Source organism: Thioalkalivibrio sp. AKL7 (assembly GCF_000381705.1).
GTDB lineage: Bacteria > Pseudomonadota > Gammaproteobacteria > Ectothiorhodospirales > Ectothiorhodospiraceae > Thioalkalivibrio > Thioalkalivibrio versutus.
In genome coordinates this window covers 128,087-141,060 of record NZ_KB906947.1, presented here as the reverse complement: position 1 = coordinate 141,060, position 12,974 = coordinate 128,087, and the positions used below count along the sequence as shown (strand labels likewise).

General features: G+C 66.7%; 12 protein-coding genes. 4 read left to right on the top strand and 8 right to left on the bottom strand.

Features of this window, described 5'->3' with window-relative positions; genetic code table 11:
- Positions 1 to 2 precede the first annotated feature (2 nt).
- The 3 genes from G315_RS0100635 to G315_RS0100625 are packed head-to-tail and all read right to left on the bottom strand — an operon-like array spanning position 3 to position 3,540.
- A complete protein-coding gene (locus G315_RS0100635) occupies positions 3 to 425 on the bottom strand; it encodes an HIT domain-containing protein (protein ID WP_019611662.1) in 423 nt (140 codons plus the stop codon).
- A complete protein-coding gene (locus G315_RS0100630; RefSeq protein ID WP_018176867.1) occupies positions 415 to 2,379 on the bottom strand; it encodes a M1 family metallopeptidase in 1,965 nt (654 codons plus the stop codon). Before G315_RS0100630 ends, G315_RS0100635 begins: the two co-directional genes overlap by 11 nt.
- 3 nt (positions 2,380 to 2,382) lie before the next feature.
- Positions 2,383 to 3,540: a ChaN family lipoprotein gene (locus G315_RS0100625; protein ID WP_018176868.1), complete on the bottom strand. Its 1,158-nt coding sequence runs from the start codon at positions 3,538 to 3,540 to the stop codon at positions 2,383 to 2,385.
- 160 nt (positions 3,541 to 3,700) lie between these two features.
- Between G315_RS0100625 and G315_RS0100620 the strand changes: the two genes are divergently transcribed.
- Both G315_RS0100620 and G315_RS0100615 read left to right on the top strand, forming a co-directional pair.
- Positions 3,701 to 4,480, top strand: a complete 780-nt coding sequence (locus tag G315_RS0100620) for an FkbM family methyltransferase (protein ID WP_019611661.1) — start codon at positions 3,701 to 3,703, stop codon at positions 4,478 to 4,480.
- Between the two features lie 45 nt (positions 4,481 to 4,525).
- Entirely contained in the window at positions 4,526 to 5,329 is an 804-nt protein-coding gene (locus G315_RS0100615) for a creatininase family protein (protein ID WP_019611660.1), read from the top strand.
- Between the two features lie 16 nt (positions 5,330 to 5,345).
- Here the strand turns inward: G315_RS0100615 and ribA are convergent, their stop codons facing one another.
- The gene (ribA, locus tag G315_RS0100610) at positions 5,346 to 6,491 is read right to left on the bottom strand and encodes a GTP cyclohydrolase II RibA (protein ID WP_018176871.1); all 1,146 of its coding nucleotides are present in this window, start codon (positions 6,489 to 6,491) and stop codon (positions 5,346 to 5,348) included.
- A gap of 149 nt (positions 6,492 to 6,640) precedes the next feature.
- Between ribA and G315_RS0100605 the strand changes: the two genes are divergently transcribed.
- On the top strand, positions 6,641 to 7,426 hold the full coding sequence (locus G315_RS0100605) for a RibD family protein (RefSeq protein ID WP_018176872.1): 786 nt from the start codon (positions 6,641 to 6,643) through the stop codon (positions 7,424 to 7,426).
- A gap of 52 nt (positions 7,427 to 7,478) precedes the next feature.
- Here G315_RS0100605 and thrC read toward each other — a convergent pair whose 3' ends face one another.
- The 3 genes from thrC to alaC all read right to left on the bottom strand — a co-directional run bounded on the left by thrC (position 7,479) and on the right by alaC (position 11,271).
- Positions 7,479 to 8,621 carry a threonine synthase gene (gene thrC / locus G315_RS0100600; RefSeq protein ID WP_026304833.1) on the bottom strand — a complete coding sequence of 381 codons (1,143 nt, stop codon included), beginning with the start codon at positions 8,619 to 8,621 and terminating at the stop codon, positions 7,479 to 7,481.
- Between the two features lie 39 nt (positions 8,622 to 8,660).
- Positions 8,661 to 9,974: a homoserine dehydrogenase gene (locus tag G315_RS0100595; RefSeq protein ID WP_018176874.1), complete on the bottom strand. Its 1,314-nt coding sequence runs from the start codon at positions 9,972 to 9,974 to the stop codon at positions 8,661 to 8,663.
- A 73-nt stretch (positions 9,975 to 10,047) separates the two neighbouring features.
- A complete protein-coding gene (gene alaC, locus G315_RS0100590) occupies positions 10,048 to 11,271 on the bottom strand; it encodes an alanine transaminase (RefSeq protein ID WP_018937712.1) in 1,224 nt (407 codons plus the stop codon).
- 189 nt (positions 11,272 to 11,460) lie between these two features.
- Here alaC and G315_RS0100585 point away from each other — a divergent pair, with 189 nt between their 5' ends.
- On the top strand, positions 11,461 to 11,835 hold the full coding sequence (locus G315_RS0100585; protein WP_018176875.1) for an Mth938-like domain-containing protein: 375 nt from the start codon (positions 11,461 to 11,463) through the stop codon (positions 11,833 to 11,835).
- Between the two features lie 55 nt (positions 11,836 to 11,890).
- On the opposite strand, the gene rpoS is transcribed toward G315_RS0100585, so the two are convergent.
- Positions 11,891 to 12,967, bottom strand: a complete 1,077-nt coding sequence (gene rpoS, locus G315_RS0100580; protein ID WP_018176876.1) for an RNA polymerase sigma factor RpoS — start codon at positions 12,965 to 12,967, stop codon at positions 11,891 to 11,893.
- Positions 12,968 to 12,974 lie beyond the last annotated feature (7 nt).

The window sequence follows — 12,974 nt, the reverse complement described above, 5'->3', positions numbered from 1 at the left end:
GCCTAGCCGCCGACGTCTCCGACGAGGCCGAGGACCCGAGCAATGCGGTCCTCGGCCTCTTGCGTTTCCAGCCCGCGCGATTTCGGGGCACCCCACACGGGGCCGGGCCACGCCGGGTCCCCCTCGCAGCGCGCTACATGATGCAGGTGCAGCTGCTCCACGATGTTGCCGAGCTTGGCCACGTTCAGCGCCTTCGGAGCAAAGGCCTGCTCCATCGCCCGCGCCAGTGCACCGGACTCGCACGCCAACTGGATGGCATCCTCGGGGGCCAGTTGATGCAGTTCGCGCACATCGGCGCGACGCGGCACCAGGATGAACCAGGGATAGTCGTGATGATCCATCAACCGCAGCCTCGACAGTGGCCACTCGGCCACAGCCCAGGTATCGGCCTCCAGGCGTGGATCCAGCAGAAATTCATTCGTCATCGTCAAACTCCTGCCATATTCCCGGCTGGGACCAGAGGCCGGTCTGCCATTCGCCGTTCGCGCCGGGCAACAGGTAACTGTAGTGGGATCGATGCCGCAGGGCAGCCATGGCCTCGCGCCGTATATCCGCGTCCGCCCCACTGATCACAACCAACCGGGTATCCGGTACGGCCCAGGCCCGCGCACCCGGACCGATCTCGCCTGCGTTCGCCAGTGCGACAGGGTCGCTCGGCAAGTCATGCCGCCCCAGCCAGCCGGCCACGGAGGAATGCGAGCCCAGCACGATCCGCATGCCTTCTGCGTCGTCCGCGGAACCCGGCACTCGACCCAGCCAGGGAGCGACCTCGGAGGGGTCCGCATCGTCCAGCGCCACCACCCGGGCTTCCGGGTCCAGCGCCCCCTGACGCAGGATGGCGGGCGACTCGTCCGCTGCCAGCTGGCGGAACATTCGCCAGTCGGGGTCGATGGCAATGGCCAGGGGTCGGCTGGAGGTCTCCAGCGAAATCCCCTTCTCTACCGCATTCAGCTCGACCCAATGAGTCTCGCGGCCGTTCTCGGTTACCAGCACCAGCGGCACATACAGATCCCAAGGGGCCTGCTCGTCGCGTTGTTGCAGCCGGCCCTGTACTCGCCAACCGTCTCCCCGCGCCTCACGGTACAGTCCCGTCAGTTCCAGCGCAGGCGCGCCGGGGCGCTCTACCCACTGGGAAAAGAAGGGCTGCAGGTCTTCATCCGTCGCTCCGTCGAACGCCCCGATCACGGCGTCCCAGTCCGCCTCGCGAAAGCGCCATTCGTCGTACAGGGCCCGCGCACCCGACAGCAGCGCCTCGCGCCCGATTCGATCCTCCAGCATTCGCCACAGCATCGCGCCGCGGTAATAGCCGGCGATGCGAGCCGCCCCCGAATTGCCGCCCCGGAAGCTCCCGTGCGCACGATCTTCCCCGGCCGGCAAGGCCGCGTAATCGCGCAGCCACTGGCCCCGTTCCTCCCGCCCTTCGCCGCGGTCGCGCTTGAATTGATAGTCGGCCATGTAGGTCGTCAGCCCTTCCGACCAGTTGCCTGCGGAATAATCCACGTACACCCCGGTTCCCCACCAGGCGTGCAGGACCTCGTGGCCCAGCGAGGTGTACGGAATGAATGGCAGCGGAATCACACGTTCCCCCAACAACGTAAAGCCGGAAAACGCCAGCCCCACGGGCTGCGGACTCGCAGCGATCGTGAAGGTCGCAAACGGGTACGGGCCGATCTCGTCATTGAAGCGCTGCAGGTATTTGGCCGCCTGCTCGCGATAGGTCTCCCCGAATCGCTCCTCGAGGCCGACCGGAAACAGGGTGCGTACCTCCACATCTCCAACCCGCCGCTCGGCCGACTCCCAGGGGCCGGTGGCGATCGCCAGGGCTCGACCAGCGGGGTGCTCGAACGTGGCATGGTATTCGTCACCCCGGCGCTTTTCGGCCACGCGGGAGCCGGACGCCACCCCGAGATGGCCACCGAGGCTCCTCAATTCGATCCGCACAGCGTGGGGCTCGGCATCGGGACGGCGCGGATACCAGTCGGCGCCCGGCGGCAGATACCCGCCGTCCGGGCCCAGATATCCGCTCCCGGGACGTGCCTGGTCCGGTGCCGAAAGACGCGCCCCATAGCGGATCGCCAAAGGCCCGTCATCCGCGGCCGGCTCGCGCGCCAGTTCCAGCCAACCATCCTCGCTGCGGTCGAACTCGACTACCTGCCCGCCAAGCGTCACCGCATCCACGGCAATGCCCGGATCCAGTCGCAACCGGCGCAGCGAGGCCGGATCGATCCGGGCCGGATCCGCCTGGAACCGCCCCTCCAGCCGCGCCTGGCTGGGATCCAGTTCCACCTCCAGCGTCACACCATCGTATGCCGTGTCGGCCGAAGCCGCTCCACCGGCCAGCCACAAGACAACACTGCACACCAACAACCCCGGGCGCATGCGTCAGTCCTCGCGCGGGAAGCGTGCCACGCGCTCTAGCCGCTTGCCCTCACGCTCGATCTGCAGTGGCAGCCACATGCCCGGTGGCGTCGCTTGCACCACGCGTTGCAGATCGCCAGCGGCGCGAATGGTCTGTTCGCCTGCCCGCAAAACCCGATCTCCAGCCTCCAGGCCGGCCGCCTCACCGACCGACCCCTCCTGCACGCGCAGGATGCGAATCCCCGGCGCGTCATCGGACTCCAGGTGCACGCCCAGCATCAACCTCGAACGTTCAAAACGCTCGTCGTGTGGCACGCCGAAGACGGCGTGCGCAAGCGCCGGATCGCTGTCCGCACAACCGCCGGGCTCGCGCGGCAACAACACCGCGGCCTCGGTCACGCCCAGATCGGCAAGTTGATGCGGCACCCCATAGCCGTATTCCAGGTGCCCGGAGCCAATGATCGCGGCCACCAGCGGCGGCGTATCGCCGCCCGCCTTGATGCGCGCCGCAATCCCGCCAGCCATCATCCGATCCCACGCCAACTGCGTCGCGATAAACCGTTCCGAGTCCGGTCCCATGCCCGCTGGATGACGTTCCAGCACGGCTTCCAGATAGTCACGGTAGCCCTGGCTCGCCGCGGCCGGGGCCGACACCCCATCGCGCGTATCGGCATCCACGGTATCCCAGCCCTCGTGACCCAGACGCTGGATATACTCCCGCTCCAGGTTCAGCGCCAGCAGCGGCACGTCGTGGACGCGGGCAAAGTGCAGGATCGGCCAGTACAACTCCGGGTCGAAACCCCAGTGCTCGTACCAACCGCTCTTCTCCAGGAATGCCTCCGGGTCCAGCTCGCCCGCGACCCAGGCATCCAGCACCGGCTGCCTGGAGCGGGGCAGCATCTCCAGCCCGATCACCATGTCCGGACGCTGACCATGCAGCGCAGAAAGCGTGCCCAACTGCCAGCGATGATGATCCATCCGGTCGTGGCGCTCGCCCAGCAACACCACCTCGCGGGTGGCAAGGTCGACATACAGTTCGGCGGCATCCAGCGGCTCGCCCGCCGGCGTGGACCACGCCCCCGGAGCCGGACAATCACTGCCCGCTTTCACGGTACCCGCCAACAAGGCCGCCAGCAGGCCAACCGCGCCCACCCATGTCCCAACCCGAAAACCCGCCTGCATGCAGCACTCCTCGTTGCGAACCCACTACGCGCGGGACCATTTTCCAACGCCCACTCTTCGACGAACCCGGAGATCGGGTCCCGGCACGGCCAAACTATCCAGAAGACCCTGCGGCGCCTCCAGCGTTCCCCCGAGACCTCCGCTCGGTTAGCCTGAAAGGATGAGCACACCCCCGCAAAACCCACGCCACCTGGCCTGGCTGGATCAGACCATCGGTGTCCTGCGATCCCTGATCATCTATCGCCGGCCCGGACGCCAGCGCGGACTCCAGCATATGTATGCCCCGTTTATTCGGTCCGGGGATCTGGTGTTCGACATCGGAGCCCATGTCGGCGACCGCACCCGCGCCTTCGCCGATCTTGGCGCGCGTGTGGTCGCTCTGGAACCGCAACCGCAACTCCTGCCCTGGCTGCGCCGTGCGGTGCGCGGGCGCCCGGGCATCTCGATTCGGCGCGAGGTGGCCGGGCCACGTCCTGGTACCGCACAGCTGCAGGTCAGCCGACGTCACCCGACGGTCTCCTCCGCCTCGCGTTCCTGGGTACGATCATTGCGCACCCGTAACCGCAGCTTTGAACACGTACGCTGGGACGAAGAGATCGCGGTGCCCATGGTCACCCTCGACCAGCTCATCGCCGAATACGGGCCTCCAGCCTTCTGCAAGATCGATGTGGAGGGCATGGAGGCCGAGGTTCTGCGCGGCCTGAGCCACCCCATCTCCGCCCTGTCCTTCGAGTTCGTGGCCGGCGCGCTGGACGTCACCCGCGACTGCCTCGACCAGCTGGCGGAACTGGGCACGTACGAATACAACCTGATCCGCGGCGAACGCCGCCAGTATCAATTCGCCGACTGGCAATCCGCCGCAGCGATCCTTGCCTGGCTGGAGCGACACGGCGAAAACCTGGGTTCGGGCGACCTGTATGCCCGCCGACACGATGCTTGATGGGGTCGCCTTGACGGAACCAGTGCGAGCGGCAAGGCTGAGCCTATGAACGCCGACAACCTCCCCTGGTGGCAACACCACACGAGCGACGGGATCGCCGCGCTCGCCGCGCGCGATGCGGTCGCGATCCTGCCCCTGTCGGCCATCGAACAACACGGCCCCCACCTGCCGCTGGATACCGACTACCGCATCGGGCTGGGCCTGCTGCAGGCCGCCTGCGAGACCATACCGGAGGACCTTCCGCTCGCGGTCCTGCCGCCGGTGGCGATCGCCACCAGTACCGAACATACCGGATTCCCGGGCACCCTGAGCCTGCAGCCCGAAACCGCATTGGCCACCCTGCGCGACATCGGCGACAGCGTGTCCCGCAGCGGCCTGCGGCGCCTGCTGGTCGTCAACAGTCATGGCGGCAATACCGCGATCTGCGACCTCGCTGCCCTGGAGTTGCGCCGGGCCCACGGCATGCTTGTGGTCAAGTATCACTATTTCACCCAGCCCCCGCCGGACGCGCCCCGCATCGCGCCCGACGAGCTCCGCCACGGCCTGCACGGCGGCTTGCTCGAGACCGCGATGATGCGGTTCCTCGCTCCGGAGCACGTGCGCATGGAAGCAGCCCTGGACGCGCCTTCACTGGGCGCGGAGCTCGCAGAAAAGCTGGAGGTGCTGGAACCCGAAGGGCGCGCCGCCTTCGCCTGGATGGCGGGCGACCTCCACCCGTCCGGTGTCGTCGGGGATGCCCGCGGCGCAACCGCCGAACTGGGACAGCAATTGGTGGAGCACTACGCTCGCACCCTGGCCGCGGCAATCCGCGACGCCGCGCGGTTCGACCTGACGCAACTCGCGCCCTGAGAGGGAGCCAGTTGCGTCAGCCGCGCTCGGCCTCCGAGGCCAGCAGCTCCTGGAGCCAGTGGCCGCCACGGTCGGCCTTGGTGCTGAGATAGCGCAGGTTGTGCGGATTCAGCTTGCCATGCACCGGCTCGCGTGCCACCACGTCGATGCCACCGGCACGCAGGGCATCCATTTTTCCGGGATTGTTGGTCAATAGCCGCACGCTGTCGATGCCGAGGAACTCCAGCATCTCCACCGCCGCGTCGTAACGCCGGCCATCGGCCTCGAAACCCAGCTGGCAATCGGAATCGATGGTATCCAGCCCGGCCGTCTGCATGGTATAGGCGCGCAACTTGTTGGCCAGTCCAATACCACGACCCTCCTGCGCCAGATACAACAGGACGCCGCCGCCCGAGTCATTGATGGTCTTCACGCCCAGGCGCAGCTGATCACCGCAGTCGCAGCGGAGGCTGCCGAACAGATCCCCGGTCAGACAGGCCGAGTGCAGCCGGACCGGTACCGCATCCGGCCAGTCGCGGGGCTCCCCTATCAGCACCGCGACGTGCTCCAGGATCCCGTTGCCCTCGCGGAACAGCATGAACCGGGTCACCGGCGCGTCCGCCAGCGGCACCGGGGCCTCACTGACATAGGCCAGTTCCAGGCGCGGGTGCTTGGCCACCGCGCGCGCCTCCTGCTCGTCGACGTCGAGGAACATGCCATCCGCCAACGCCGCGCGAATGGCCTCCGGCATCGGCTCGGGGACCGGCGCGGCCACCACCGCCGGCAACAGACGCCCCGCACGCACAAGCTCCAGGGCCGCGACCTCTGCGGGAAGCGCACGGACCACCGTGGGCTGCCCCATCGCGGCGTACGGGTGGGTCGTCTCGTTCGAGGCCTCCGGGGCACTGGCCAGGGTAAACAGGGCCTCGGGATCGGTATTCGGAGCGAATTCCAGGGCCACACCTTCCCAGCCTTCCTGCAGCGGCTGGGACCAGCCCATTGCAGAGGCGCGGTGCGCGGTTAGAATCAGTCGAGGCGCGGACCCGGTCATGTGGGTCAGGCGATCCAGCAACACAGGGGTCAGCCCCTCGACGGCCGCAACGAGTACACTCGACTGCGAACCACTCACCAGGACCGGATGGCCCCGGCGAAGATCAAAGATCCCGCGATCGGCGTTGTGCATCGGGTGCTTCCATACGGAGTTTTGTTTATGACCAGCCCGCAAACCGCGAATTCCCCGGATGCGGTTCCCGGCTTGGCCAGGCAGGTCGAAGACGGCGTTAGCCTACCCCAACTCGCTACTTGCGGTCCCGTAACCCCGGGGATTGCGGCATGACAGCCTATCCGGTAACCGAGGAGCAGGCCTGGCGCTGGCTGCTGGCACAGCGGGCCGATCCCGGGTGCTGCCCCCTGCCCGGCCCCCTGGCACCGGGTGCCCACGAGCTGCTGGATCTCTACGGCCCGATCGTCGAGGCCCCCAGCATCACCGTGGCCCAGCTCGGCCAGAGCCTGGACGGGCGCATTGCCACCGCGAGCGGCAAGTCGCACTACGTCACCGGCCCCGAGGACATCGAGCGCCTGCATCGCCTGCGGGCCCTGGTCGATGCCGTGATCGTCGGCGCCGGCACGGTCGTGGCCGACGACCCCCGCCTGACCGTGCGCAAGACCGAGGGCCCCAACCCGGTCCGCGTGATCCTGGACCCCGATGGCCGCATTCCCGCTGATGCCCATGTCTTTCGCAATGCCGAGGTCCGGACCATTGTCCTGCACGCGGCCGGGTATGGACCCTGCGGCCTGCCCGAGCATGTCGAATGCCTGGAGATGCCCACCGGGACCGACGACCGCTTCGACCCCGCCAGGATCCGCGGCCAACTCGCGGAAATGGGCCTGCATCGCCTGCTGGTCGAAGGCGGCGGCCAGACGGTCTCGCGCTTTCTCGAGGCGGATACCCTGGACCGGCTGCACCTGACCATTGCGCCCATGCTGATCGGCTCCGGGCGTCCGGGTGTGACCCTGCCGGAGATCGATTCGCTGGATCAGGCGTTACGCCCGCCTTGCCGTATCTTCCGCCTCGGCGGCGACACCCTGTTCGACCTGGACCTGCGCAGCAAGCCCTGACCCGACCCAGATTCGTTCGCCGCCATCGCGTCACGCGCGATGGCGGGGCACCTCAAACCAGGTTGTCGCGGATCGCGCGCGAGACCGCGTCCAGCTCCGCCGGGACCTTGGCTGGCTGAACCACGCTCTGGGCGATGGCTGTATCCGGGTCCTTCAGGCCGTTACCCGTAAGGGTGCACACCACGGTGGAGCCTTCCGGGATCTTGCCCTCGCGGATGTCGCGCAGCGCACCGGCCAGCGACGCGGCTGAAGCCGGTTCGCAGAACACGCCTTCCTTTTCCGCCAGCAGCTTCTGCGCAGCAAGAATCTCGTCGTCCTGGCACTCGTCGAACCAGCCACCGGATTCCTCGCGGACCTTCCAGGCCATGTCCCAGGACTGCGGATGGCCGATACGGATCGCGGTCGCCACGGTGTCCGGGTTATCGACCATCGCGCCACGCATGAACGGTGCGGATCCCGCCGCCTGATAGCCGACCATGTGCGGACGGTTACCCACCATGCCGCCACCGGCGTACTTGCAGTGGCCCTTGCAATAGGAACAGGCGTCGGTCACGTCGTCGCTGCTCTTGGCCGCCATCTCGCTGTACCCGATCCAGTGCGCGGTGATGTTCCCCGCGTTGCCCACCGGCAGGCAGTGGTAGTCCGGGGCGCGGCCCAGCTCCTCGACGATCTCGAAGGCGGCCGTCTTCTGGCCTTGCAGGCGATAGGGGTTCACCGAGTTCACCAGCGTCACCGGCGTATTGGAGGCAACCTCCTTGACCAGACGCATGCCGTCATCGAAGTTGCCCTCGATCTGGATCACCGTGGCGCCGTGCATCATCGCCTGGGCGAGCTTGCCCAGGGCGATCTTGCCGTCCGGGATCACCACGAACGCGGTAATGCCCGCACGCGCCGCATACGCGGCGGCAGCGGCCGAGGTGTTGCCGGTGGAGGCGCAGACAATCGCCCGCGAGCCTTCCTCGATGGCCTTGGTCACGGCCATGGTCATCCCCCGGTCCTTGAACGATCCGGTCGGGTTCAGCCCCTCGAACTTGACGTAGATCTCGACCTCGCGCGTGAGCTCGCGCGGGATGTTGTTCAGACGGATCAAGGGCGTGTTGCCCTCGCCCAGCGAGATGATGCGCGTGTCGTCGTGTACCGGCAGGCGGTCACGGTAGCGCTCGATCAGTCCGGTATAGCGATGTCCAAAGGCCATGGTGTTCTCTTCGTCGTTGCGAAAGGGATAGAGCGTCAACTAGCGCGCCAGTCCTTCCATGCGGATACGGGTAATCGGGGTCAACAGGTGATCCAGGGCCTCGATCGCGGCAATCGCCTCGTTCATCGCACCCTCGCGGACCTTGTGCGTCAGCATGATGATCGTGGCCTCGCCGCGCTCCGGGTCCGGCTCGCGCTGCAGGATCGCCTCGATGCTGATGCCGTGCTCGCCCAGGATCCGGGTAATGTCGGCCAGCACGCCGGGGCGGTCCTGGGTGCGCAGGCGCAGGTAGAAGGAGGTCTCCACCTCGGCAAGATCCAGCACCGGTTTGTCCGACAGGGCATCCGGCTGGAACGCCAGATGCGGCACGCGGTTCTCGGGATCGGTGGTCAGGGCGCGCACCACGTCGACCAGATCGGCCACTACTGCGGAGGCGGTCGCCTCGGCCCCGGCCCCGGCGCCGTAATAAAGCGTCGGGCCGACGGCGTCGGCATGCACCAGCACGGCGTTCATCACGCCGTCGACGTTCGCGATCAGCCGGCGCTCCGGGATCAACGTCGGATGCACCCGCAGCTCGTAGCCCTTCGGCGTCCGCCGGGCGATGCCCAGGTGCTTGATGCGATAGCCCAGTTCCGCGGCGAAGCCGACATCCTCGCGGGTGATATCGCTGATCCCCTCCACCGCGACACGGTCGAACTGGAGCGGGATACCGAAGGCAATCGAGGCCAGGATCGCCAGTTTGTGCGCGGCGTCGATCCCCTCCACGTCGAAGGTCGGATCGGCCTCGGCATAGCCCAGTGCCTGGGCCTCGGCCAGCACGTCCTCGAAGTCACGACCCTTGTCGCGCATCTCGCTGAGGATGAAGTTACCGGTACCGTTGATGATCCCGGCCAACCACTCGATCTGGTTGCCAGCGAGACCCTCGCGGATCGCCTTGATGATCGGGATGCCACCGGCGACTGCCGCCTCGAAGGCCACCATCACGCCCTTCTCCTGGGCGCGCTCGAAGATCGCGTTGCCATGCAGCGCGATCAGGGCCTTGTTGGCGGTGACCACGTGCTTGCCCGCGTCAATCGCGGCCAGTACCAGGCTCAGGGCGAGATCCGTCCCGCCCATCAGTTCGACGACGACCTCGACCTCCGGATCGTTGACGACCTCGGCCGGATCGGTGGTCAGGCGGATCTGCGAGCAATCGCATTCGCGCTCGCGCTGGATGTCGCGCGCGGCGGCCGCCACGACCTGAATGTCGCGACCCGCGCGGCGAGCGATCTCCGTGCCGTTGCGCGCGAGCACGTTGATCGTGCCGCAGCCGACAGTTCCCAGTCCCAGAATTCCGATCTTTACCGGCGTCATAGCCTTGCTGTCCTTGACGTCGGGCACCAGCGGCGCCCCGTGTTCATTGCGTTGAGGGTCTGCGGCGGTCGAACTAGCTGCCCGAACCCGGATTTTCCTCGGAGGCGTCGGCCAGGATCGAGTCCGCGCGGAACATCGCCTTGATCCCGCGCAGGGCCTGGCGCGTACGCTGCTCGTTCTCGATCAGGCTGAAGCGCACGTGGTCGTCTCCGTAGTTGCCGAAACCCACCCCCGGCGAGACCGCCACCTTGGCGTCGCTCAGCATTTTCTTGGCGAACTCCAGCGAGCCCATCTCGCGGTAGGGCTCGGGGATCGGCGCCCAGACGAACATGGTCGCCTTCGGCTTCTCGACCTGCCAGCCGAGCTTGTTCAGCCCCTCGCAGAGGACATCACGGCGCACCCGGTAGAGCTCGCGAATCTCCTCCACGCAGTCCTGCGGGCCCTCCAGCGCCGCGATTGCGGCGACCTGGATGGGGGTGAAGGTGCCATAGTCCAGATACGACTTGATCCGCGCCAGCGCCGCAACCAGGGTCGCGTTGCCGCACATGAAGCCGACGCGCCAGCCCGGCATGTTGTAGGTCTTGGACAGGGTGTAGAACTCCACCGCAATGTCCTTCGCCCCCGGCACCTCGAAGATCGAAGGCGCCTTGTAGCCGTCAAAACTGATCTCGGCATAGGCCAGGTCGTGCACAATCCAGATGCCATGTTCCTTGCAGATCGCCACGACCCGCTCGAAGAACTCTCGATCCACGCACTGGGTGGTCGGATTCGCCGGGAAGTTGAGGATCAGCATCTTCGGCTTCGGCCAGGAGTCCTGGATCGCCCGCTCCAGCTCGGCGAAGAAGTCGACATCCGGCGTCAACGGCACATGGCGCACATCCGCGCCGGCAATCACACAACCATAGGGATGAATCGGATAGGCCGGATTCGGCACCAGCACCGCATCGCCCGGCCCCAGGGTCGCCAGCGCAAGGTGCGCCAGACCTTCCTTGGAACCGATGGTCACGATCGCCTCGGTCTCCGGGTCCAGATCGACATCGAACCGGGTCTTGTACCAGCGCGTGATCGCCCGGCGCAGCCGCGGGATGCCCTTGGACACGGAATAGCGGTGGGTATCGCCGCGCTGCGCCGCCTCGCACAGCTTGTCCACGATGTGCTGTGGCGTCGGCTGATCCGGGTTGCCCATGCCGAAGTCGATGATGTCCTCGCCGCGGGCGCGGGCCTCGGCCTTCAACTGGTTCACGATGTTGAAGACGTAGGGCGGGAGGCGCTCGATACGGGGAAAGACGTCGGTCACGGATTCTGGGTCCTGGTTGGGGCCTTGGGGAACGCTTTGCAGGGCCAAAACGGCCCCTCCGGATGCCGCACCGGAAAGCGCGCCAAAGTATAACCCGGGCCCCCGGCTGTCAACGAACCGAGGTTCGGACACCCCGCCGGACGGGGATGGCATCTTGAGCCTTTCGCGGGCTCGGAGTAGCGTAAAGGGATGCTGTTTTCCGAAGTCACCAGCGAAGACTCCTACATCGTGACCGGCTACGAGTCGGGGCGCGTCGGAATCAACCAGATTGCGCACAGCCGCAGCCTGATCGTGCGCCCGCACGAACTGCGCACCGACTGGCCAGTCGACTCGGTCGAACAACTGGGCGTGGATCACCTGCAAGCAATACTGGACGCGCCGCCCGAGGTCCTGCTAATCGGCACCGGTACGGTCCAGCAATTCCCGGACCGCGCGGTCTGGCGTCATCTGCGCTCGCAGGGCCTGGGGGTGGAGATCATGGACACCGCGGCCGCCTGCCGCACGTACAACCTGATCATGGCCGAGGGCCGCGACGTCGTCGCCGCCCTGATCATTAACGGATAAGCGACACGTCATCCTCCAGCAAAGTGGAGGGCTCGGGCGCTTTTCGGCAACCCGCTCAGGAACGCGGCAGGACCTCGTCGCCCTTCATTCCACGCGACTCCAGTAGCTTGCGCAGCCGCTTCAGCGCATCCATCTGAATCTGCCGCACCCGCTCCCGGGTCACGCCGATCTCCGCCCCCACCTGCTCCAGGGTCGAGCGCTCGAAACCGTGCAGCCCGAACCGGCGCACCAGCACCTCGCGCTGTTTGTAGTCGAGCTCTTCCAGCCAGGCATCCACCAGATGATGAAGATCCTGATCCTCCAGCAAAGTGGAGGGCTCGGGCGCATTCACGTCGGCAAGGATATCGGCCAGCGAGCGATCGCCGTCCGGGCCCGACGGCAGATCCATCGAGGTGGAGGGCTCAGACATCGCGCGCAGCTTCTGGATCTCCGCCACCGGCCGGCCCAGGCGCTCCGCCAGCTCTTCCTCGGTGGGGTCGCGGCCCAGTTCCTGCGTCAGGTTGCGCGCAATCCGTGCGTGCATGCGCAACTCCTTGCTCACATGCACCGGAATGCGGATGGTCCGCCCCTGATTCATCAGGGCCCGTTCGATGGTCTGGCGGATCCACCAGGTGGCGTAGGTGGAAAAACGAAAGCCGCGCTCCGGGTCGAATTTTTCCACCGAATGCATGAGGCCGAGATTGCCCTCCTCGATCAGGTCAAGCAGCGGCAGACCCCGGTTCTGGTAGCGACGGGCGATCTTGACCACCAACCGAAGATTGCACTCGATCATGCGCCGGCGGCCACTCTCATCTCCCTCGCGCGCCAGACGCGCGTACTTGCGCTCTTCCTCGGGGGTCAGCAGCGGGCGGTATTCGATATCGCGCAGATAGATCTGGATCGCATCCAGTTCCGCGGGACGGGCGTCGCGCAGGGTTTTCGGCCGTACCGGAGCGCCTTCTTCCGGTTTCAAGCCGGCGGTAACGTCGGGTATCACCGCCTCCGAGACGTCTTCCGGATCCTCGGATTCCTCGATCTTTTCGACCGGATGGGCCAGATCCTCGGGCACCTGGACCGCCTCCTCCGGATCCGGATCGTGGGTCAGGTTGTCGTTGTGCAGTTCCGGAGCGGCCGGTTGCCGGGTCTTGGCCATGTAGTGT

What these genes read in the sequence shown, in the direction of transcription:
- G315_RS0100635 (WP_019611662.1), bottom strand. Translation starts at nt 425, where the DNA reads ATGACGAATGAATTTCTGCTGGATCCACGCCTGGAGGCCGATACCTGG.
- G315_RS0100630 (WP_018176867.1), bottom strand. Translation starts at nt 2,379, where the DNA reads ATGCGCCCGGGGTTGTTGGTGTGCAGTGTTGTCTTGTGGCTGGCCGGT.
- G315_RS0100625 (WP_018176868.1), bottom strand. Translation starts at nt 3,540, where the DNA reads ATGCAGGCGGGTTTTCGGGTTGGGACATGGGTGGGCGCGGTTGGCCTG.
- G315_RS0100620 (WP_019611661.1), top strand. Translation starts at nt 3,701, where the DNA reads ATGAGCACACCCCCGCAAAACCCACGCCACCTGGCCTGGCTGGATCAG.
- G315_RS0100615 (WP_019611660.1), top strand. Translation starts at nt 4,526, where the DNA reads ATGAACGCCGACAACCTCCCCTGGTGGCAACACCACACGAGCGACGGG.
- ribA (WP_018176871.1), bottom strand. Translation starts at nt 6,491, where the DNA reads ATGCACAACGCCGATCGCGGGATCTTTGATCTTCGCCGGGGCCATCCG.
- G315_RS0100605 (WP_018176872.1), top strand. Translation starts at nt 6,641, where the DNA reads ATGACAGCCTATCCGGTAACCGAGGAGCAGGCCTGGCGCTGGCTGCTG.
- thrC (WP_026304833.1), bottom strand. Translation starts at nt 8,621, where the DNA reads ATGGCCTTTGGACATCGCTATACCGGACTGATCGAGCGCTACCGTGAC.
- G315_RS0100595 (WP_018176874.1), bottom strand. Translation starts at nt 9,974, where the DNA reads ATGACGCCGGTAAAGATCGGAATTCTGGGACTGGGAACTGTCGGCTGC.
- G315_RS0100585 (WP_018176875.1), top strand. Translation starts at nt 11,461, where the DNA reads ATGCTGTTTTCCGAAGTCACCAGCGAAGACTCCTACATCGTGACCGGC.
- rpoS (WP_018176876.1), bottom strand. Translation starts at nt 12,967, where the DNA reads ATGGCCAAGACCCGGCAACCGGCCGCTCCGGAACTGCACAACGACAAC.